The 20,727-nt window shown below is 60.0% G+C and carries 16 protein-coding genes; 5 read left to right on the top strand and 11 right to left on the bottom strand.

From position 1 onward, the window contains the following. Positions 1–19: 19 nt before the first annotated feature. The 8 genes from ACRQ1B_RS12200 to ACRQ1B_RS12165 form a co-directional block, all read right to left on the bottom strand. Positions 20–277: a helix-turn-helix domain-containing protein gene (locus ACRQ1B_RS12200; protein ID WP_432293942.1), complete on the bottom strand. Its 258-nt coding sequence runs from the start codon at positions 275–277 to the stop codon at positions 20–22. Positions 278–377: 100 nt separating this feature from the next. Continuing rightward, positions 378–1,271, bottom strand: a complete 894-nt coding sequence (locus ACRQ1B_RS12195; protein ID WP_432293941.1) for a glycine betaine ABC transporter substrate-binding protein — start codon at positions 1,269–1,271, stop codon at positions 378–380. Positions 1,272–1,436: 165 nt separating this feature from the next. After that, the gene (locus ACRQ1B_RS12190; protein ID WP_432294587.1) at positions 1,437–2,237 is read right to left on the bottom strand and encodes a glycine betaine ABC transporter substrate-binding protein; all 801 of its coding nucleotides are present in this window, start codon (positions 2,235–2,237) and stop codon (positions 1,437–1,439) included. 169 nt (positions 2,238–2,406) lie between these two features. Continuing rightward, positions 2,407–3,288, bottom strand: coding sequence for an ABC transporter permease (locus ACRQ1B_RS12185; protein ID WP_432293940.1), 882 nt, complete (start codon positions 3,286–3,288; stop codon positions 2,407–2,409). Positions 3,289–3,332: 44 nt separating this feature from the next. After that, a complete protein-coding gene (gene proV / locus ACRQ1B_RS12180; protein WP_432293939.1) occupies positions 3,333–4,565 on the bottom strand; it encodes a glycine betaine/L-proline ABC transporter ATP-binding protein ProV in 1,233 nt (410 codons plus the stop codon). Between the two features lie 502 nt (positions 4,566–5,067). Next, a complete protein-coding gene (locus ACRQ1B_RS12175; RefSeq protein ID WP_432293938.1) occupies positions 5,068–8,544 on the bottom strand; it encodes an ATP-binding protein in 3,477 nt (1,158 codons plus the stop codon). Continuing rightward, complete coding sequence (locus tag ACRQ1B_RS12170; protein WP_432293937.1) at positions 8,544–9,809, bottom strand: metallophosphoesterase family protein; 1,266 nt, start codon at positions 9,807–9,809, stop codon at positions 8,544–8,546. The genes ACRQ1B_RS12175 and ACRQ1B_RS12170 overlap by 1 nt, the downstream gene beginning before the upstream one ends. Positions 9,810–9,866: 57 nt before the next feature. After that, positions 9,867–10,400 (bottom strand): gluconokinase, encoded by a 534-nt coding sequence (locus ACRQ1B_RS12165; RefSeq protein WP_432293936.1) that lies wholly within the window; start codon positions 10,398–10,400, stop codon positions 9,867–9,869. A 197-nt stretch (positions 10,401–10,597) separates the two neighbouring features. Here ACRQ1B_RS12165 and ACRQ1B_RS12160 point away from each other — a divergent pair, with 197 nt between their 5' ends. After that, positions 10,598–11,734, top strand: a complete 1,137-nt coding sequence (locus ACRQ1B_RS12160; protein WP_432293935.1) for a sensor histidine kinase — start codon at positions 10,598–10,600, stop codon at positions 11,732–11,734. 5 nt (positions 11,735–11,739) lie between these two features. On the opposite strand, the gene ACRQ1B_RS12155 is transcribed toward ACRQ1B_RS12160, so the two are convergent. Together ACRQ1B_RS12155 and ACRQ1B_RS12150 are read right to left on the bottom strand one after the other, a co-directional pair. After that, positions 11,740–12,870: a glycosyltransferase gene (locus ACRQ1B_RS12155; protein ID WP_432293934.1), complete on the bottom strand. Its 1,131-nt coding sequence runs from the start codon at positions 12,868–12,870 to the stop codon at positions 11,740–11,742. A 1-nt stretch (position 12,871) separates the two neighbouring features. Beyond that, positions 12,872–14,386 carry a GumC family protein gene (locus ACRQ1B_RS12150; protein WP_432293933.1) on the bottom strand — a complete coding sequence of 505 codons (1,515 nt, stop codon included), beginning with the start codon at positions 14,384–14,386 and terminating at the stop codon, positions 12,872–12,874. A gap of 150 nt (positions 14,387–14,536) precedes the next feature. Here ACRQ1B_RS12150 and ACRQ1B_RS12145 point away from each other — a divergent pair, with 150 nt between their 5' ends. Further along, positions 14,537–15,853 carry a VpsF family polysaccharide biosynthesis protein gene (locus tag ACRQ1B_RS12145; protein WP_432293932.1) on the top strand — a complete coding sequence of 439 codons (1,317 nt, stop codon included), beginning with the start codon at positions 14,537–14,539 and terminating at the stop codon, positions 15,851–15,853. On the opposite strand, the gene ACRQ1B_RS12140 is transcribed toward ACRQ1B_RS12145, so the two are convergent. Beyond that, a complete protein-coding gene (locus tag ACRQ1B_RS12140) occupies positions 15,802–17,247 on the bottom strand; it encodes a glucosamine inositolphosphorylceramide transferase family protein (protein WP_432293931.1) in 1,446 nt (481 codons plus the stop codon). The two genes, ACRQ1B_RS12145 and ACRQ1B_RS12140, sit on opposite strands and share 52 nt — an antisense overlap. Positions 17,248–17,444: 197 nt before the next feature. Here ACRQ1B_RS12140 and wecB point away from each other — a divergent pair, with 197 nt between their 5' ends. From wecB to ACRQ1B_RS12125, 3 genes are read left to right on the top strand one after another with little or no spacing between them, the layout of a single operon-like run. Further along, positions 17,445–18,596 carry a non-hydrolyzing UDP-N-acetylglucosamine 2-epimerase gene (gene wecB, locus ACRQ1B_RS12135; RefSeq protein WP_432293930.1) on the top strand — a complete coding sequence of 384 codons (1,152 nt, stop codon included), beginning with the start codon at positions 17,445–17,447 and terminating at the stop codon, positions 18,594–18,596. Then, positions 18,589–19,923, top strand: a complete 1,335-nt coding sequence (wecC, locus tag ACRQ1B_RS12130) for a UDP-N-acetyl-D-mannosamine dehydrogenase (protein WP_432293929.1) — start codon at positions 18,589–18,591, stop codon at positions 19,921–19,923. The genes wecB and wecC overlap by 8 nt, the downstream gene beginning before the upstream one ends. Then, positions 19,920–20,720 (top strand): WecB/TagA/CpsF family glycosyltransferase, encoded by an 801-nt coding sequence (locus ACRQ1B_RS12125; RefSeq protein ID WP_432293928.1) that lies wholly within the window; start codon positions 19,920–19,922, stop codon positions 20,718–20,720. Before wecC ends, ACRQ1B_RS12125 begins: the two co-directional genes overlap by 4 nt. Positions 20,721–20,727 lie beyond the last annotated feature (7 nt).

Raw genomic sequence — 20,727 nt, 5'->3', positions numbered from 1 at the left:
GTCGCGTTTCAAGCAGGCGTCACGCCCAGCGCGGGCCGTCGCCCCGCCCGGTCAACAGCCACGAGAGGCTCACCTCCAGCAGTCTCGCGATCAGCGGCAGGCGGTTGGCCAGCGGTTCCGCGCGGTCGTTTTCCCAGGCAACCCATGTGTCCGATGACACGGTGATGAAATCCGCGGCCTCGTCGACGGTCAGGTCGATTGCGTCGCGGGCAAGCGAAATGCGGCCACCAATCGTGTCGTCGGCGGAAAAATCCGGTTCGGTCTGGTCTCGGTGCATCAGGCACTCCCGTCGGCAGCCCAACACCGCCAAGAACTGTCAGATAGGCCTTGCCGGATATCCGGCAAAGCCCTTGTTGATAAAATTATCGAATGCGAATTTAGCCTTCTTCGCCGATCCAGTTTTTGATCTGCTCCGGGTGGCTTTCGATATATTTTGTCACTGCCGCGTCGTAGGAGGTTTCCTGCGCATCGGACATCCCGGCCTCGAGATCGGCAAGCGGCAGCTTCATACGCGACAGAAATTCGGCGACCTTGGGATTGTCGGTCTTAAAATCCTTGCGCGACAGGATGTCGACGTGCTCGCTTCCGCCGATCGCCTTTTTCGGGTCGTCGATGTAACGCATCTTGTATTTGCCGAACATCCAGTGCGGGCTCCAGGCCGTCGCCACGAACCATTTTTCGTTGCGATAGGCGCGGTCGACTGCCGACAGCATGCCGGCCTCACTGGAAATCTGCAGCGTGTAACCGTCTAGCCCGTAATCCTTCAGCGCTTGCTGTGACATGCGGGTCAGGCCGGCACCCGGTTCGGTGCCCTGCACCTTGCCGGCCAGCTTTTCCTGAACCTCGGGCTTCTTCAGGTCCTCGAACGAGGCAATCTCGCTTTCGGGAACATAGGCCGGCACGACCCAACCCTGACGGGCGCCGTCATAGATGGTGCCGAGCGTTTCGACCCGATCCTTGACCTTGCCGTAATAGTCGGCATGCGTCACCGGCAACCACGCCATCAGGATGGCATCGATATCGCCACGGCTGATACCCTGAAAGAGCGGTGCGACATCTGTCTGCAACAGTTCGACCTTCTGGCCGAGCTTGTCGGTCATCACCTTGGCGGCAAGCTTTGTGACGAATTCGGCATCAGACCATGGGGCGTAACCGAGCTTAACGGTCTGCGCATCCTCAGCAATCGTCGGCAGGGCGGATGTGGTCAGAAGTGCTGCGGCGAGGCCGAGCGTCGCACCCAGTGTCGTGCGGCGGGTAAAAGTCTTTAGCAATGTCGTCTCCTTGAGGGAGGTCAGTCGGCATCCCGGTCGCCCCTTACGGTCGCGAAGGTTGCGGCCGCGTGAAGCTGGACGGCTTCCATATGGATGTGGGGAGCATATGAGATGCGTGATCGCGACCATGCCAAATGGCATGGTCGCGAGTAGAGATTTTCGGGCTTATTCGCCGACCCAGGCCTTAACCTGGTCCGGGTGATCCGCGATGTATTTCGTCACGGCCTCGTCGTACGAGGTTTCCTGCGCATTGAACATCGCAGCCTCCAGATCGGAAACCGGCAGCTTCATACGTGACAGGAAGCCGGCAACCTTAGGGTTTTCGTCCTTAAAGCCCTTAGTGGCGATGATGTTGACGACTTCGGCTTCACCGAGAGACTTCTTGGGGTCTTCGAGGTAGCGCAGCTTGTGCTTGCCGAACATCCAGTGGGGGCTCCACGAGGTGGCGACGAACCACTTTTCGCCGCGATAGGCACGGTCGACCGTGGTCAACATGCCGGCTTCACTGGAAATCTGCAGCTTGTAGTCGTCGAGCGCATAGTCCTTCACGGCCTGCTGCGAAAGGCGCGTCAGGCCAGCGCCCGGATCGATGCCCTGAATGGTCTTGGAGAGCTTTTCCTGAACCTCGGGCTTCTTGAGGTCCTCGATCGAGGAGATTTCGCTTTCCGGGATATAGGTCGGAACCACCCAGCCGAGCTTGGCGCCGTCGTAAACGGTGCCGAGCGTCTCGACACGGTTCTTCACCTTCTCGAAATAGTCTGCATGCGTCGCCGGCATCCAGTTCATCATCATGACGTCGACATCGCCGCGGCTGACACCCTGATAGAGCGGTGCCACGTCTGTCTGAACGAGGTCTACCTTGCCGCCGAGTTCATCGGTGATCAGCTTGGCGGCGAGCTTTGTGACGAATTCGGCGTCGGACCAGGCGGACCAGCCGATCTTCACCGGCTTGACGTCCTGCGCCATGGTCGGAAGGGCCGAGCCGGCAACGAGGGCAGCCGCGAGGCCGAGGGTCGCACCGATGGTGGCACGACGTGTCGTGCCAGTCGTGAAAAGCTTCTTCAACATGTGGTCTCCTTACGGGAGGTTTGCAGATCGCGGGTTCAGCACCCGCATGGGTGGCGGGAGGTCTGGCTCAGGCGGTGGCCGTTGCCATCTCCTCACGCTCGTTCTTTTTGAAAAGTACGGACCAGAATGCGGCGCGCGGCTTTCCGAGGCTCTGGGTGATGCGGTCGAGGATGACCGCCAGGATGACGACCGCGAGGCCGCCTTCGAAACCGGTGCCCACATCGAGACGCTGGATGCCGGTTAGAACCGTGTTGCCGATACCGCCGGCGCCGATCATCGAAGCAATCACCACCATCGACAGCGACAGCATGATCGTCTGGTTGATGCCGGCCATGATCGAAGGCATGGCGTTGGGCAGCTGGACCTTGAACAGCAACTGCGAAGAAGTGCAGCCGAAGGCATTGCCGGCCTCGATGAATTCCTCATGCACCTGGCGGATGCCGAGGTTGGTCAGGCGCACGACCGGCGGCATGGCGAAGATGACCGTGGCGATTGCGCCGGGTACTGCGCCGAGACCGAAGAACATTGCGGCCGGGATCAGGTAGACGAAGGCCGGCATGGTCTGCATCAGGTCGAGGATCGGGCGCACGACCGCAGCAACGGAATCCCGTCGCGCCATCGCGATGCCGAGCGGCAGGCCGATGACAATTGCCATCAGAGTCGAGGCGATGACGAGTGCCAGCGTTTCCATCATGGCGTCCCAAAGGCCCATATGGCTGACCAGCCACAAAGCAACGCCGGTAAGCACGCCGAAGCCGAAGCTGACACGCCAGAGCGACAGCGCAACGAAGATAGCGATACCGACCGGCATCGGGATCGAGATGAGAATGTTCTGGATGCCGGTCGTCACGAAGCCGATCATGGCTGCGATGAAATCGAGGGCGGGCGAAAAGTTGTCGAGGACGTAATTGACGGCTGTATCGACGCCGTCACCAATATCGAAATTCATGTCTGTCTCCGGTTATGGGCCGGTTAAAGGAAGCGGTGGCGTGATCAGGATGCGCGGTCGAGCGTTTCGAGCAGCATCGATTTGCTGATGGAGCCGAGATAACGCTTGTTGTCGTCGACGACGGGCACTGGCCATGGACTGGCCGCCACCTTGCCAAGCACGTTCGACAAAGGCTCTTCTGCAGCGATCGGCTCGATTTCGGCAAGGAATGCCTCACGATAGGGATCGGTCGCCTTGGCGCGCATTCTTTCCACCAGTGACGACTGGCTGACGACGCCGTGATAGGTCTTGTCGCGGCCGAGAATGATGGCGTATTCGCGGTCAAAGTTCTTCATCCGCTCAAGCGCTGCCGCTGCCGTCGTGCCCTGACGCTCGATGATGGTGATCTGCGTCTTGCGCGCCACGTCGCCGGCCTTGAAGACCTGGGAGACATCGACATTGCGGAAGAACGAGCGGACATAGTCGTTGGCCGGGCTCATGACGATTTCGTCCGGCGTGCCGACCTGCACGACATTGCCGTTCTGCATGATGCAGATACGGTCGCCGATGCGCATGGCCTCGTCCAGGTCGTGGCTGACGAAAACGATCGTGCGGCTGTGTTCGGACTGCAGGCGCACCAGTTCGTCCTGCATCTCCGTGCGGATCAGCGGGTCAAGTGCCGAAAAGGCCTCATCCATCAAGAGAATGGTCGGTTCGCTGGCAAGCGCGCGAGCCAGGCCGACGCGCTGCTTCATGCCGCCGGAAAGCTGGTCCGGCCTGCTGTCGGCATAACCGTCAAGGCCGACGGCCTTGAGCGCGGCCATGGCCTTCTCCTTGCGCTCGCCTTCGCTGACGCCGGCGACCTCGAGACCGAAAGCGGCATTGTTGAGCACTGTGCGGTTGGGCAGAAGCGCGAACGACTGGAACACCATGCTGATATCACGGCGGCGCACGTCGATCAGTTCCTTGCGCGACATCTTGGTGATGTCACGGCCGTCGATCTCGATGGAACCAGAGGTGGGTTCGATCAGCCGGTTCAAAAGGCGAAGAAGGGTGGATTTGCCGGATCCCGACAGGCCCATGATGACGAAGATCTCGCCGGCCTTGATGTCGAATGTGGCATTGTTGACGCCCACCGAACAGCCGGTCTGGGCGTGGATTTCCGATTTCGTCTTGCCGGCGCGGACCATTTCCAGCGCTTTTTCGGGACGTTCTCCGAAAATCTTATAGACGTTGTTGATACTGATCTTGGTCGAAGCCGGCTCGGCCGACGCGTCATTTTCAGTTGTAAAAGCCATACAATCTTGGGCCCGTGCTCGATAGCGCGGACATACTCCTTGCTGATAAATCCTCCGGAAAGGTCAGCAGCGCTAGCCTTTCCGGAAGTTTTATGTGTTTCTTTATCGCATCCGCATATGAATTTCTCAGCAGAAATTCTGACCGTTCGAATATACGTCATGTACATTCGCAAAGGCCCGGAAAGTAATTCCGCGCATGCCGTTAGATTTTCCGATCTGTCGATCAGGAAATATGTCGAAGACGAGATCTATGTAGGGCGCTATACGAAATGTGTCCATAAAAAAATCCCATTTGACGTGATCACGGATGGGTTATGGATGCGATATGCTTTGCGGGTGAGCCGCCGTAAGTCACTGCCCCATAGGGGTTTTTGGGGAATGCGGCGGTGCTGCGAAGCAGTCGGATCGGCGTGCCGTTTTGACGCGTCGATTTATCCTGGTGATGGCGTTTTACGTCATCAGGACCATGCGAAGCCGGCAATCCGGCCGCGCCTTGAGTCCGTCATGGCAGATGATGGATTTTTACTTGCGGCACCACAGATTTCGCGATGTCGCAAAGGTGCCGGTGGTGGGTGAGGTAGATCACCTGGCCGACCTTCGACATGTCGCCAAGCAGCCTGAAAACCTCCTCCGAACGCTGGTCGTCGAAACTTTCCATGATGTCATCGGCGATGAAGGGAACAGCGGGGCGAACTGCCGCGAATTCCTCATAGCCCGCCAGCCGCAGCGCCAGGTAAAGCTGAAATTGCGTGCCCGTCGACATCTCCTTGGCCAGCTTGGAGCCGCCGTCACGGGAGACGCCGATCAGGATTTCGCTGCTGCCATCGATCTGTGTCGTCAGGCCGCTATAATTGCCGCCGGTGATCAGGCTGAAGGCTTCCGACGCTCTGACCATCATCGAGCTGCGGTGTTTTTCGCGATAGATGTGCAGAGCCTGTTCCGCCGCCAGAATGCCTGTGCGCAACGTCAGGTAACGCGTCGCGAGATCCTCTATTTCAAGCAGGATCGTCCGCCTCCTGGCTTCGATCTGCGCCACCGCATCATCACCGCCGACAGCGTCCAGCTTGTCCCTGGCGCGGGTCATTTCCGCGTAAAGCTCGCGAGTCCTGTCTGTGAGACTGGTCATGTGAGTGGAGAGTTCCTCCGCCTCGCGCTCGACGCCGCTTTTGTCTATGTCTGCAAGTTGCCGCGCTGCGTCCTCGAAACGCGCTGTCTGCAGGCTCTGGGCTATCAGTCCCTTCAGCTCGGCGATACGAGTGTCAACCTTTTCGCGTTCTTTCACCTGTCCCAGAAACGCTTCGACGGCCGCCAGCGTATCGGTCCCGAAATAGGCCGTAAGTTTGGCCTTTTGCGCTTCATGCACGACCAGTTCCGCGGCCAGTTCACCGCGATCGATCTTCAGCTTCTCAAGGTTTTCGTGCCGTGCCGTGCGCACCTGTTCTTCGCGGGTTGCTGCCTTCAGCCGGTCGAGCAACTGTCCGCCAATCACCAGCGGATCATCGATACTGCCATCGTCATCCAGCGTGCGCAGCAAAGCGGAGATATCGTCACGAAACTGTATCTGGTCGCGCTCCATGGCGGTCACGCGCTGAGCCAGATCATGCCGGTCCTTGAGGATTGCCGGCAGTTTCGAAAGCACCGTTAGAATTTCACGAATGGTTGCGACAGAGCCGGCATGGTCCGCCAGCCAGGATTTCGAAAGGGCCGACCGCCACGCATCCTGCCAGGCATCGGCGCTGATCTGCGCCTCTTCCTGGTCACGTTCGCGCTCGGTGATGTCGCGCGCGAGGTCGGCCATGGATTTTTCATGCGCTGCCCGGGCATGTGCTCCGGCCTTGATGCGAGACAGAAAATCGGTGGCGCCGCGCGCCAGCTCGTTGGCGGTGGCCTGATGCATGCCGCGGGCACCGGCTTCGGTCAGGGCTGCCTGCAATTCGGCGCAGATGCCATCGAGTTCGTCACGGATATCGATGATATCCGCATCGGCCTGTTGAAGCTGGACCCAGGCGGACAGGGCGTCAGCCCGTTTTGTGGTCCAGCTTTCCAAAGCGGCGATGCGGTCCATCGCATCGTTGTCGGTTTCGGACGTGTCGGGCAGAAACGCGCCAATCTTGTCACAAAGTGCTGCGTGCTCGACCTCCACGTCCGCCAGCAGATCGCGCTGATGCCCGATCGCAGCGTCGTTTTCCGCTGTCCTGCGCGTCAACTGTCGCAGTTCCGCCAGTTCATGGGCGCGCGCAAGCCGTCCGGCCGAAACGCCATCGTCACGGCGCATTGCTTCCTCAAAGGCTTTTGCCGTCTGTGCGTCCAGTGCTGACAGATGCATCTGCCATGCGGCGTCACGGTCGTTGCGCGCGGTCTGCGCCTCGCCGTCGTCAATCGCGCCACCGGCGTTGAAAGCAGCCAGCCGCGCCTGCATCGTCACCTGCTCGGTTTCCATCTCGCGCAGGCGGGCACGGTGTTCGTTCATGCGGCGGTCAATGGCCGTTGCCTGGCTGCGCCATGCCTCGATCTGTCGGGCGTCGGCGGCGCGGGTCGCGGCAAGTGAATTCATGTCGCCAGACCACGGGACGAGCAATCCGACCCGGTTTTCCATATTGCGCTGCAATTGTGTGCGTCCGCGCTCTTCGAACGACAGTCGCGAGGGCAGGTCAGAGCCGGTCAGTTTTGCAAGCGCCGATTCCAGCCGGTCCAGCGTGATATCGTCAAAACCTTCGCCGGAGCCATTCCCCGACGCATCGTCATCCCGCAACCGCTCCAGCGCATCCCGGCTTCGTTTCAGTTCACGCTCCGCGGATGTCAGTTGGGCATCAAGTCCGGAGCGTTTTTCGATCAGTTCACGAAGGACGGCTGTGGTGGACGCCGGCAGCAGCAGCGCCTCGGCATCGTCATGGGGTGGGCGTTCCAGATCCGCGAGCAACCGGGCGAGTGCGCCATCGAGTTCTGCCAGCGATTGCCGGCGTCGCGGCAGATCGCCTTCGGCGGAACGGAACCGGGCCATGCCATCCGCCAGCATTTCGGCATGGGCGGCGATCAGCAAAGCCTGTTCGTCGATCGCAAGACCATCAATCTCACGCTGAAGCTGGTCGATGGCGCGGTCTTTTTCCTGCAACAGTGCCTGTAGCCGGGTCTCGTCGCGAACAAGTTGCGGTAGCAGCGCGAACCATTCGGCCGGTGGGCGCGGCAACTCGGTCTGGTTGGCCGGATCGGCCTCCAGCCGCGCCAGTTCCAGCGACAGGGGCAGGGCGGTGAGGATGCGGTTCAGCGCTGTATGGCGTGTGCGGGCGTCAGTCAGTTCGGCGGATGCACTGCCATAGGCGGCTTTTGCTGTCTCGTGGGCCGTGTTGAGGCTTGCATAAGCGGTCGCAAACGTATCGATGGCATTGCGCTCGGTCTTCAACGTTTCCAGCGCACGCTTCAGTTCGGCCATTTTCGAGGTGGAAGAGCGTTTTTTGTAAACGCTGGCCGCTTCATCGCCGGCAGCCGTCAGCGCCTTGCTGAGGCCCGCAAGTCCTGAACTGGCGGAAAACAGAAGCTCTCCCAGTTCGCCCTTGCTCTGGATGATGGCATTGCCGCCTTCCTCCAGCGATTTGTCGTCCAGCGAAAACATGGTGCGATAGGCATCGCGCGTCACACCGCCAAGGGCACCGACGAGCAGGGCATCGTTGACCGGCGAACCACGCCCGTCAATCAGGCTGCCGCTGCGTTGTTTCAGCCGCGCCAGTTCATGGGTCGTGCCGTCGATTTCGAGTTGCGCCCCGATCCGCATGGAGCTGTAGGGATGCAGAAAACTATAGGGCGTCTGCTGGTGCATGCCGAACAGCAGATCGAGATAGGCTGCAAGCGTGGTGGATTTGCCGGCCTCGTTCAGACCGTAGATGATATGCAGGTCCGGCTCACCTCGAGGGGCCTTGCCGAAATCGACGACATGGTCAGTAAACTTGCCGTAACGGGTAAGGTCCAGACGATTGAGGCGCATCAGTTTTCGTCCCGCTCCGCGCCGCTCAGGCGCGCGGTGATATCGTCGGCTCCACGCGCCATCAGGTCATCGATGAAACGGTTGAAGCCAGCGTCGTCGTCGCCCGCGAACTGTCGACTTTCGGCCGGCAGGTCGGCCAGCATGTCGCGCACCATGTCGCTGACATCGTTTCGAAAACCGGGGCGGGCAATCACATCATCACGCATCAACTGGCTCAGCTCGATCACCGGATCGGCCGTCGTCTGCCCGGTCTCACCGGGTGGGCGCACATCCAGTTCCAGTTTCTCGATCCAGGTATCGCCCAGCCGTTCTCCGCGCTGCTCGGCCTCGGCCAGCATCAGATCAATATCGCGTCGCAGCCGGAAGGAGAGCGGCGTTTCTCCGAGCAGGCGCAGGCGCGCGACGAGATGAGGCGAGGCCGTCTTCTCGCGCTGTCCGGCAAGCGCCGTCTCGATCGCGGCCGCGGCATTGCGCCATTCGGCGATATCGGTCACGTCCACGGAGATGCGTTCAAACTGCGCAATGCTGGTCAGCCGTTCCTCAACGGTGACCGTGCGGTCGTCGGAAATCGTTACCAGCGAAACGGTCTTTTCTCCGGCCTCGTTGATGTCTCGCCCCTGCGGCATGCCCGGCATCATCACCGTGCTTGTGCCGGCATGATGGGTGCGCTGATGGATATGGCCAAGCGCCCAATAATCGAAACCGGCCGCATGCAGATCGGCAGTGCTGCAAGGCGCGTAGACGTCATGGCCGGGCGCGCCGGCCAGGCTGGTGTGCATGATGCCGATATTGACCGCGCCTGCGACCGGCGGCTTGTATTTTGGCAGAAGCGGGTCCGGTGCCTGCGGTTTGGCAAAGCTGAGGCCATGGATGGCGACGGCAAGCCCGTTCGCTTCCATCTCGATCGCTTCGACCCGTCCGCCAAAAATCTTGACGCTCGGTGGCAGGACCAGTTCCTGCGTGATGCGGGACAGCGCGTCGTGGTTGCCACGGATGGTATAGGTGGCTATGCCTGCGTGATGCAGCCGCTCCATCTGTCCGGCCAGAAACCGCGCCGTCTTCATCGAGGTCTGATCGCCATCGTAGAGGTCGCCGGCAATGACCAGCGCATCGACCTGCTCCTCAAGGCACAGATCGACGATCGCGACCAAGGCTTGGCGCGTCGCACCACCGATCAGCTCCGCCAGGTCTGCATTGCGCAGGGCCAGCGAGCGAAGCGGGGAGTCGAGGTGGATATCGGCAGTGTGGACGAAGCGGAATGGCATGAAGTGACTCGCGTAATATGCGGCACTATAGGCCAGAACGGGGCGGAACTGCCAGCGTCACGCCCACTTCAATCTGGCAAGACCTTCCGCCGCCGCTTTGGCGATCGCTGCGGGCGTGGCGTCAATATCGACGGTCACCACGCCGACTTCCTTGTCCGGTCGCTCAAGCGTCGCCAACTGGCTTTCGAGGAGGCTGGTCGGCATGAAATGACCACTTCGATGGCCCATGCGTTCGGTCAGCAGTTCCTTCGAACCGTCGAGGAAAACGAAAGCGAGTTTTTCGCCGGCCGCCTTCCGCAGCCGATCGCGATAAACCTTCTTCAGCGCCGAGCAGGTGATGACGACGCCGGTCGCAGCCTCTGCCGCAAGCCGTTCGCCGATCAGGTCCAGCCAAGGCCAGCGATCCTCGTCCGTCAGCGGCGTGCCCTTGGACATCTTTTCGACATTGGATTTTGGATGCAGCTCGTCACCTTCGACATAATGAAGGTCCAAGGTTTTCGCGAGCAATATGCCGACGGAACTCTTGCCGCTGCCGGACACTCCCATCACGATGACCGGGCCGCGAAACGCCGTGCCTATTTCTGTCGACATTTTTCTGCTCATCCTTTCCATGCAATCGCCGAGAGAGAAACGCGGCTGCTCGCCGAGGTCAAGCCCACCGGCAAGGTTCTGCTTACCATTCGCGCCGAAGACACTTGCCGACATCGCAATGTTTTGTCTTGCTAATGCACGAATCTATGTGATTCTTGTATAGGTGTTACAACCTTGTGCGGGCAAGGGACCGACAGATGATGGACGGGCAAAATCAGAACTGGCGACAGACGCCCCTGTGGCAGTTGACCCGGGCCGTCGGCCGGCTGGCCGGCGCCAAGTCGGCTGATGAGGTCATCGACATCGTGAGGGCCACGGCACGCGCGCTGGTTGGCTGCCAAGGCATTGCCATCATTCGTCGCGACGGCGACCTTTGCCATTACGTCGAAGAGGATGCGATCGGCCCGCTCTGGAAGGGCCAGAAATTTCCGATGTCGGCATGCATCAGCGGCTGGGCGATGATCAACCGCCAGACCGTCGTCGTGCCTGATATCGCCGAGGATGACCGCATTCCTTACGAGCTTTACGAAGAGACGTTCGTGCGTGCGGTGCTGATGACGCCGGTTCGTCGTGACGATCCGGTGGGGGCGATCGGCGCTTACTGGTCGTCTGCCTATCTGCCGAGCGACGACGAGATCGAGGTGCTCGAAGCATTGGCCAGCGCCACGTCGACGGCACTTGAAAACGTCCGCCTGATTTCCGCGCTCAAGGATGCTGTGTCAGAAGCCGAACTGGTGCGCGACGAACTGCGCCATCGTGTGAAGAATGCCTATATGGGTGCCCAGAGCCTTGCCCGGTTGACCCTGCCGGCCGAACTCGGCGAGCAGTTTACCGGACGGATTTCCGCTCTTTCGCGGGTCCACGAACTGCTGGATGCGCAGGTGGAAGACAATGCCCGTATCGATCTGCGCAGCCTGATCGAGATCGAAATCGAGCCCTATACGACGCCGGATCGGCAACCGTTTTCGCTGACCGGCTCTTCCGTGCAGCTTCAGCCGATGCGCGCAACCGCGCTCGGTCTGGTGATCAATGAACTGGCGACCAATGCTCTCAAGCACGGCGCGTTGTCGGTGCCGGGCGGACGGGTAGAAATCGTGTGGCTGGTAGTCGGCTCGGAGCTCACCTTGCTTTGGGCGGAAACGGATGGTCCCACGGTCGTGGAGGGCGCCCTGCCCAATCAGGGCTCCGGCCTCATCTCGCGACTGGTGGAGCGCCAGTTGCACGGCAGGCTCGATCATGTTCTCGCCCGCTCCGGCGCGCGTTGCCAGGTGACTTTTGCCATCGATGCCAGTGGCATTCGGGAAAACGTGGCACAACGAGATGCCCGTTCTTAAAAGGTCTATCGTGGCAGGTTCAGCAGCGCTTCGTAGCTGTCGCCTATGACCCGCTCTCCGAAATCCCTGGCACGTTCATGGAGGATGGAAACTGAAGGAGGGTGATCGAGCGTTTTCTCGATCGATGCCGCCAATGCCTCGGCATCCCCCACCGGCACGAGAGCACCGTACCGTCCATCGGCCAGAATTTCGCGAGGTCCATGCGGTGCATCGGTCGAGACGACGGGCACGCCCATCCCCATTGCCTCCACCAGCACATTGCCAAAACCTTCGCTGCGCGACGAAAGCACGAACAGATCGGCAACCGCATAGCAGGCGGCTGGATCGTTGATGTAACCGGCAAACAGAATTCTGTCGGCCACCCCGAGGGCTTCAGCCTGTTGTACAAGCATATCGCGAAGCGGGCCTTCGCCGAAGATGACGAGGCGGCAGTTTCGCGCGGGATCAAGTTTTGAAAATGCCTCTATCAGTGTGCGATGATCCTTGACCTCGACAAGCCGTCCGAGCGTGACGAGGACGGGGCCTGTGCCCATCGCGGAGAGCCTGCCGTGCCATGCGCCATGTGGTGGCTGTCCGATCTGAAGCGCCGGGATTGGATTGCCTATGACCGAGATACGCTCCCTCACAAAGCCCCGCGTCTCAAGATCCTCGGCGATGCCGCGGGAGACGGCGATGGCGCGTGTCGAGCGGCGGCCGACGATCCGCGAAAAAAGGGGAGCAAAACGGCTGCCCAGGCTGTCCGCCTTCAAGGAGCCCGCCGCATGAAAACTCGGAAAGAATGCGGCTTTGGTTCTGCCGAAGATTATAGCCAGCGCTGTCAGCAGGTTGGCAAATTCGAGTGCGGAAAACACCGCATCCGGTTTCATCCGGCGGTAAGCGGCAATCGACCTGAAAAATGCTTTCAACGTCGTCAGCTTGCCAAAGTTCTCGCCATGGGCGCGGTAACCAAGATCGACGATTTTCACCTGCGGCGATACCAGCGCCGCATTCGGCCCTGTTGCATCCCACACGAACAGGATCACGTCGTGACCGCGTCGCGAAAATTCGTTTGCCACGAGGACGCAGACGCGTTCTGCTCCGCCGCCTCTCAGTGTGGGAACGTGGATGACGATGCGCTTGAGAATGGTCGCGGACATTTCAGTAGTTGAGCAGGCTGCGAGGCGGCCGGCGCAGGTCGATAAAAATGCCGCGTGCAATGGCGAGGCCGGTGCCGACGATCATTCCGCCGATCAGGCCGAGAACGAAAAGAACCGTGGTGCTGGGTGGCCAGGAACGCCCGGATGGCGGCAATGCCTCGGAAATGACCCGCACATTGGTCGTGTTGATCTGCTCGCGTTCGGTGATCTGGCGCGTGCGCGACAGGAAACTCTCGTAGATCGCAGCTTTTGACGTGGCATCACGCTGCAGTTCGCGCAGTTCCACCTGTGACTGGTTGTCGTTGAAGGCAGAGCCTTCCAGCTCCGTCATCTGGGTGCGCAAGGTGCTCAGGGCGGAATTGGCCTTGTCCAGTTCGGATTTTGCTGCATTCGTGGCGCGCGTCAGTTCGTTGCGAACCTGATCCCCCATTGCCGTCAGCTCGGCCTGCATGCGCACGATGGAGGGGTGACGGTCACCATAGACCATGCGAAGCGCCTCGACCTGCTGCCGCAAGGCGCTTGCCCTGTCGAGAAGGAGTGCGAGGCCGCTTGGTACCGCCAGCTGGTTACCGACGGCATCGGTGCCGACCTTCATCAGCGCGTTGTAGCTGACCTGCGCATCGATGACGCGTGTGCGCGCTGCTGCAAGCTGGGTGTTGAGCTGCGTCAGCGACAACGAGCTGACCAGCTGGCCATCCTCACCGGTGGTCAGGTTGTTGGCGCGGCGATAGGCTTCAACCTTCTCGTCTGCGGCCTGAACATCCCGCTTCAGCTGGTCCAGTCGTTCATCGAGAGCAGCGGCCGCCCGCCGTGCGCCATCCGCGTCGGCGCGGGCGAGTTCTTCCTGGAAGGCCTGAACGATGGCTTTGGAGATGGCGATTGCCTTGTCGGGCACTTCCGACGAAACCGCAAGGTGGGCCACGAAGGAACGGTCATCGGCAGAGACGGACACCTTTTTCTGCAGCGTCTTGATCGCCGCGAGTTGCGGATCCGGCGTGGAGGCCGGGGTTCCGCCCATCAGGCCGGACAGCAGACCGGGTTTTGGCGGTTCGTAAAATTCCGGATCGTCGGCGAGCTTCATCGTTTCGACAACGCGCGCAAGCACATTGCCGGAGGTCATGATGCGCATGCGGTTGACGACAGTCAGCAATTGCCCGTCGATCTGGCCGGGTTGCGAATAGAGATCGTTGGTGACCACTTGCAGATTGGCGGGGTCGATCAGCACGTCGACTGTGACGGTATATCGGCGTGTCGCCATCATGCCGTAAGCTGCGGCGACCACGCCGCCGACAATCATGAAAAAGATGATCAGCTTCAGCCCGTCCTTCAGCCAGACGAACAGACGCCGCAAATCCAGTTCGAGAAAATCGGCGACCTTTTCCAGCGTCACGACCTGTGCCGGCTGCGATTCTGACGGCGGCGAGACTTCGCGCGGAAAATTTCGGTCGGCGTATCGTGCCGCTGCCTCGCGATAGCGGGCGCTCGAAAGCTCTGAGCGATCAATGCTGGCGGACATAGGATTAACGCCTTGTTCTCCTGAATGGCGTATTTCTAAACAGCGGCGGGTTAAGGTTTCATTCCAGATGAAACCAAATATTGGCATCTTTTATAGACTTTGTGATCTTCAGTCACTTTCGGCTTGGCAAAACAAACTGCGCAGACACGGATGAGACAGGTTTCGGGGCAGATCTACGGTTCGCAAGATCAGGCGATTGACCTTCGAGGCAACGCCGTCGGCATCCTGTTTCTTTTACTTGTCGCCGGCGTGCTGCTGTTTCGCCTGCTGATGACATCGCCGCTCATGAACATGGTGGTGCCCTATACCAGCGAGGGTGGGCCGTTTTTTGCCAAGTTCCATCTGGGAACATATCTTATCGCGGCACTTCTGGTCCTTTCGCTTTTTGCGCGAACGATATCGCTGCGTGGCGACGATATTCCGCTTTTTCGTTTTTTGCTGCTGCAGATCGGCCTGTTGTGCGGTTTGATGATCTACGTGATCGCGATCTCACGGGTCGGCGCCACCGGCGTGATTGTCGATACCTATCTGACCGCGTGTCTGGCGGCACTGCTGCTGATGACGGTTTCGCCGGAAAGCCGCAGGCTCATCGGCACATTGCTTGTACTGACACTGCTGGCCAGCGCGCTGATCGCGCTCGGCGAGGCCACGGTGCAGCGGCGTCTCATGCCTTTTACTGAAAGCGAACCCTATTTCCGCGCAACCGGTTTGACCGGACATCCGCTGTCGCTGGGTGCCTATTGCGTGCTGGCGATCGGTTTCGTGACGCTGACGCGCTGGCCGATATGGACAAGGTTGCTGGCGGTGGGGCTGATCTTTATCGGCTGCGTCGCCTCGGGCGCCAGAACGGCGCTTGTCCTGTCATCGCTCGAGATTCTGCTGCTTCTGTTTTTTGTTCGCTGGCCGAAGCTTTCACGTAATGATGAGCGCAAGGCGAAACGTTTCATGCTGCTGGTGGCAGGTGTGGCCGGTTCGGTGCTGTTTGCAGGCCTGCTGGCGGGCGGCTTTCTGGATCGTTTCCAGGGCGCGGCGACGGACGGCAACTTCATGGCCCGTATCGATATCTACCAGATTTTCGGCTTCGTCAGTTGGAAGGACATTCTGCTGGGTATGAGCCCGCAAATGCTGCTCGAAACCGTGCGGGAAAAACTGCGCCTGCCCTATATCGAAAGCGCACCGGTGCTGCTTGTGTTGCAGGCCGGGCTTCCTGCAGCCATCCTGCTGACGGTGGTGGTCGTGCGGCTGATCCTGCGGCTGTTGCGCGGCTCAGCCATGCCGGCGCGGATTGCCACGGCGATTTTCCTGATCGCCGAACTCTCCAACAATGCTCTCGCCACCAAAAACGGCGACGTCATTCTGCTGGTGGTCCTTATTCTTGCCTTCCGTCCGAGACCCGAGCAGATCGCCGCGCCGCGTCAGGGCGTGCTGTCGATGATTTCCAGCCGACCGCTGCGTGTGAGGGTATGAATTCCCGAGCCATGCCATGCCGGGCCTGAAGCAATCGGCAGGATAGGTCCGAGAACGACGTCCTCGTCGTCGAGCTTCATTACCTCGCGCAGACCAAGCCCGCCGCCATATTTCAGCGTACCGTCCTGAACGGGCAGAAATGTCTTGCCGTTGATCTGAACGAAATGTCCGCCGGGGCGTGCGCCTGCGCGATCGACAAGGATCGGGTTGAGCGCATGCGGTCGCCATGGACCGCGCAGATCGGTGGCGCTGTAGACCGCCAGCGTGTCGGAAGCGCTGCCCTTGCCAAAACGCTCAGTCCCGAAAATCCAGAGGCGACCGTCTTGCTCAAGGAGCGTTGCATCGTTGAAGCAGTGTCCTTCCAGCAGAACCGTGTCGCGCACCCATTGATCTGGAAATTTTTCCGCGCGGTAGAGGACGAGTTGGTTCGAAGCGCCGCTTTCGGGGATCATGAAAATCGCGCCGTCTTTTTCGAAGACGTTGGGATAGGAGAGGTGATGCGGTTCTTCCAGCACCGGCCGGGGATTGTCGAATGTGCCATCGGCCTGCAATTGCGCCACGGAAATGATGCCGCGCCCCAATGCATAAGGGAATTCTTCGAGGAAGAGATAGGATTGACCTTGATGTTCGAACGGGAAAGGATCGGCGTAAAAGCGCTGGCCATCATCCGGCAGCAGAGTGAAGTGTGGGCCATCGAGCTTGCTGCTTTCGGCGACACCTGCGCCGTCGATCAGGCGGTAACCGGTCTGCCAGTAGAATGGCCGCGATCCGGGTTTCAGCTTGCGCAGTGCCCGGCCCGTTACTCTCTGCAGCAATTGTAGGCCATATCCTGCGAGAAATGGTCGCGACGGTTTTGGAGCGGCTGGTTCCTGGATTGGTTGCAGCCTGCCGGCGAAGAACCGCTTGACCGACAGCACGATCAGGCTCTGGCATGCGGCAAGCACCTCGTTGCAATCGCGCGACAACCAGGCCCGGTCGCTCAACATCGGCCGCCCCACGGCCACCGGTTGCCCATTCAGCTTTGCCACGATGTCAGGCGCGTGGTTTGCGACTGTTCGCAATCTTTCCAGCCCTTCATCCAGAGATGCCGCGCCTGCTATGGAGATCGTCAGCACTGGAGCGGTACTCGCCGGTTTTTGCGTTCCGGTAAGGTCGATGATCAGATCCGCCTCGCCTGTTTCCCGCGGAGACAACGGTGGCGCGGCATCAGCCAGACAGACGCCCTGCTTTTTGGCTTCGAGCCTGAGAATAAGATCCAGTGTTGAAGATCGCCGGCTGTTTCCCTTGGCCAATGCAATGCCGAGAGGCAGGTTCAGTGTGCGGAGGCGTTCAGCCAGTTCATGTTCCCATAAGCGGGCGTGATCGCCATGACCAATCAAAAGCAAAGTTTTCACGACGCGAACCGGCTCCAGACCTTCGGATAAACTGGTTTTAGCTGCCACATCGCTGACTGTCTTGGTTAATGGGCAATTAAAATCTGTTATGTGATCATGTATTTCGGACCATCGTTAAAATCCGAGCAATAAAAGCAATCCGCCATCAATCTATTGAGGGCATTTTCCGCTCATGAAACTCAATGGGTGGGGTGGATATGCACAGCAGCTCGAATGTCGGGCGTCTGCCGAAACGACGTTTGCTGATCGTTTTCGGTACGCGGCCCGAGGGCCTGAAATGTTTTCCCGTTGCGCGTGCAGCGCTTGCGCACGCGGCCTTCGACACCGAAATTTGCGTGACGGCCCAGCATCGCGACATGCTGGACCAGATCATTTCCCTGACCGGTCTTCCAGTCCATTACGACCTCGATATCATGCGGCCGGGGCAGACGCTGTTCGACGTCACCGAGCGCGTTCTCAAGGGCATGGAAGATGTGCTGGAACGTGCCAGGCCCGATGTCGTCATGGTTCAAGGTGATACAACAACGGCGATGGCGGCGGCGCTCGCGGCCTTTTACAAGCGCATACCAGTGGCCCATATCGAGGCAGGTCTTCGCAGCCACAATATCGATTCTCCATTTCCGGAAGAGCTGAACCGCAAGATCATCGGCGATATCGCCAAGTGGCATTTCGCGCCCACCACTGAAGCCCGCGACAATTTGCTGGCCGAGGGGAAACCGGCCGCCGCCATCATGGTCACCGGCAATACGGTCATCGATACGCTGTTGCATTTCTCCGGTATGCTGGATGACGACGACCTGATGAGCGCCGAATTGGCGGCGCGTTTCGGTTTCATCGACCAGTCGAAAAGGCTGGTTCTGGTGACAGGCCATCGCCGTGAAAATTTCGACGGTGGCATCGAGCGCATCTGCACGGCACTGAAGGTGCTGGCGGCGCGGGGTGACGTATCGATCGTCTTCCCCGTTCATCCAAATCCCAATGTGCGTGATGTGGTGCGGACGGAACTTGCCGATATCCCGAACGTCCATCTGATCGATCCGCAGGAATACCTGCCTTTCCTCTATCTGCAGAAGAAAAGCTATCTCGTGCTGACCGACAGCGGCGGTGTGCAGGAAGAAGCGCCGTCACTCGGCAAGCCGGTTTTGGTGATGCGCGAGAATACGGAACGACCGGAAGGTGTGGCGGCCGGAACGGCACGTCTGGTCGGCACCGATGTCGATGCCATTCTGCGCACTGCGAACAGTCTTCTTGATGATGAAAACGCATACCGAAACATGGCCGAACGCCACAACCCTTATGGCGACGGCAAGGCAAGCCAACGAATTCTCGAGGAGCTTTCCCATGGGTGAAATCAAGACCGTATCCGTCATCGGCATGGGCTATATCGGCCTGCCGACCTGCGCCATTTTTGCCAGCCGCGGCTTCAAGGTTGTCGGCGTGGATGTCAATGAAGCGGTTGTCGAAAAGGTCAATCGTGGCGAAATCCATATCGTCGAGCCCGATCTCGATGGCCTCATCCAGAAGGTCGTCACACAGGGCGCCCTGCAGGCGTTTTCGACGCCGCAGCCGGCGGATGCCTATGTCATTGCCGTGCCGACGCCGATCACCGATGATCTGAAGCCGGATGTGTCCTACGTGCTGGCTGCGGCCCGCAGCATCGCGACGATCCTCAAGAAGGGCGACCTCGTGGTTCTGGAATCGACCTCGCCGGTCGGGACCACACGCATTATGTCATCGCTTCTTGCCGAGCTTCGGCCGGACCTTTCGTTTCCGTCCGACATCAACGGCGACAGCGATATCTACGTCGCCTATTCGCCGGAGCGGGTGCTGCCCGGCAAGGTTCTGACGGAACTGATAAACAATGACCGCTCCATCGGTGGTCTGTCCCGGCGGTCTTCGGAGCGCACGGCAGCGCTTTACGCCAGCTTCGTTGCCGGTGATCTGTTCGTAACGGTGGCGGAAGCTGCCGAACTGGTGAAGCTGACGGAAAACGCTTTCCGCGACGTCAACATCGCGTTTGCCAACGAACTGGCAGCCGTCTGCCAGGATCTGTCGCTGAATGTGTGGGAGGTGATCGACCTTGCCAACCGGCATCCGCGCGTCAACATCCTCCAGCCGGGGCCGGGCGTTGGCGGTCACTGCATTGCCGTCGATCCGTATTTCATCATCGATGCCGCACCGGACAGCACGCCGCTGATGCGCTCTGCTCGTCAGATCAACTCGCACCGGCCGCATGCGGTGGTGAAGGATATCGAGGCGCTGCTGGAACCCGGCCGCAGGCAGACCGTTGCCTGCCTCGGTTTGAGCTTCAAGCCGAATATCGACGACATGCGCGAAAGTCCGGCGGTCGAAGTGGTCGATCTGCTTTCGGCCAATACAGATATCCGTCTGGTGGTGGCAGAACCGCATGCGCGGTCATTGCCGGCGACTCTGCAGGGCAAGGACATCGTCTTTACCGATGCGCTGAGCGCGATCGATGAAGCTGACATCGTCGTGCTGCTGGTCGATCATCGCCAGTTCAACTTCATCGATTCAGAATCGCTGAAAGACAAGAAACTGGTCGATACGCGTGGCCTCTGGACATGGCGCAAGGCACGCCGGCCGGATGCGCGCATCGAAGGCAAAAAGAGCAATCTTGCCCATATTCCGGTCGTCGAAATCGGGAGGGCGGCATGAGCAACCTCGCCTTCAAACAACCCGAATGGGTTGACCACCCACTGCTTGCCGCACGGCATATGACGTTTCTCGGTTGCCCGCTGCACGGGTTGACCATGGACGAAACGCTGGACCTCGCCGAAGAGGCCATGCGCGAACACCGGCCGCTGCATCACGTCGTCGTCAACGTCGCGAAACTCGTGACCATGCGCAAGAATGCCGAATTGCGCGATGATGTGACGGGTGCCGACATCATCAATATCGACGGTGCCGGCGTGCTTTGGGGCGCGCGTCTCTGCGGCCTGCATGCGCCTGAGCGCGTGGCGGGCGTGGACATCATGCTCAACCTCTTCGAACGATGCGCAAGGAGCGGTTATCGGCCGTTCCTGCTGGGTGCGGAGCAGGCCGTGCTCGATGCCGTTGCCGCGCGCCTCGGCAGGGACCATCCTGCGCTGACCATAGCCGGCATGCGCAACGGTTATTTCAAGGAGGACGAGGAGGACGCGATCGTTCGGCAGATCAATGAAAGTGGTGCCGATTGCCTGTTCGTGGCCATGCCGACGCCGCGCAAGGAGCGGTTCCTCAAGAAATATCGCACGCGGCTGACGACGAGTTTCGTGATGGGTGTCGGCGGCAGTTTCGATGTGTATGGCGGCAAGGTCAGCCGTGCTCCGCGCCTGGTTCAGGCATTGGGTCTGGAATGGCTTTACCGCGTGGCGCAGGAACCGAAACGTCTGTGGCGGCGGTATTATGAAACCAATACGGCCTATGCGTCGCTTTTGGGGCAGGAAGTCTGGCGCCGTCGCCTGCACTGGTAGGATAGGG

The organism is Endobacterium panacihumi, assembly GCF_050847465.1.
Lineage (GTDB): Bacteria > Pseudomonadota > Alphaproteobacteria > Rhizobiales > Rhizobiaceae > Neorhizobium > Neorhizobium panacihumi.
The sequence above is the reverse complement of the archived record's forward strand: the minus strand, read 5'-3'. Positions and strand labels throughout refer to the sequence as shown.

Coding starts and splice junctions, on each gene's coding strand:
- wecB (WP_432293930.1), top strand. CDS start 17,445: ATGCACAGCAGCTCGAATGTCGGGCGTCTGCCGAAACGACGTTTGCTG.
- ACRQ1B_RS12190 (WP_432294587.1), bottom strand. CDS start 2,237: ATGGCGCAGGACGTCAAGCCGGTGAAGATCGGCTGGTCCGCCTGGTCC.
- proV (WP_432293939.1), bottom strand. CDS start 4,565: ATGGCTTTTACAACTGAAAATGACGCGTCGGCCGAGCCGGCTTCGACC.
- ACRQ1B_RS12175 (WP_432293938.1), bottom strand. CDS start 8,544: ATGCGCCTCAATCGTCTGGACCTTACCCGTTACGGCAAGTTTACTGAC.
- ACRQ1B_RS12150 (WP_432293933.1), bottom strand. CDS start 14,386: ATGTCCGCCAGCATTGATCGCTCAGAGCTTTCGAGCGCCCGCTATCGC.
- ACRQ1B_RS12145 (WP_432293932.1), top strand. CDS start 14,537: ATGAGACAGGTTTCGGGGCAGATCTACGGTTCGCAAGATCAGGCGATT.
- wecC (WP_432293929.1), top strand. CDS start 18,589: ATGGGTGAAATCAAGACCGTATCCGTCATCGGCATGGGCTATATCGGC.
- ACRQ1B_RS12125 (WP_432293928.1), top strand. CDS start 19,920: ATGAGCAACCTCGCCTTCAAACAACCCGAATGGGTTGACCACCCACTG.
- ACRQ1B_RS12155 (WP_432293934.1), bottom strand. CDS start 12,870: ATGTCCGCGACCATTCTCAAGCGCATCGTCATCCACGTTCCCACACTG.
- ACRQ1B_RS12160 (WP_432293935.1), top strand. CDS start 10,598: ATGATGGACGGGCAAAATCAGAACTGGCGACAGACGCCCCTGTGGCAG.
- ACRQ1B_RS12170 (WP_432293937.1), bottom strand. CDS start 9,809: ATGCCATTCCGCTTCGTCCACACTGCCGATATCCACCTCGACTCCCCG.
- ACRQ1B_RS12165 (WP_432293936.1), bottom strand. CDS start 10,400: ATGTCGACAGAAATAGGCACGGCGTTTCGCGGCCCGGTCATCGTGATG.
- ACRQ1B_RS12185 (WP_432293940.1), bottom strand. CDS start 3,288: ATGAATTTCGATATTGGTGACGGCGTCGATACAGCCGTCAATTACGTC.
- ACRQ1B_RS12200 (WP_432293942.1), bottom strand. CDS start 277: ATGCACCGAGACCAGACCGAACCGGATTTTTCCGCCGACGACACGATT.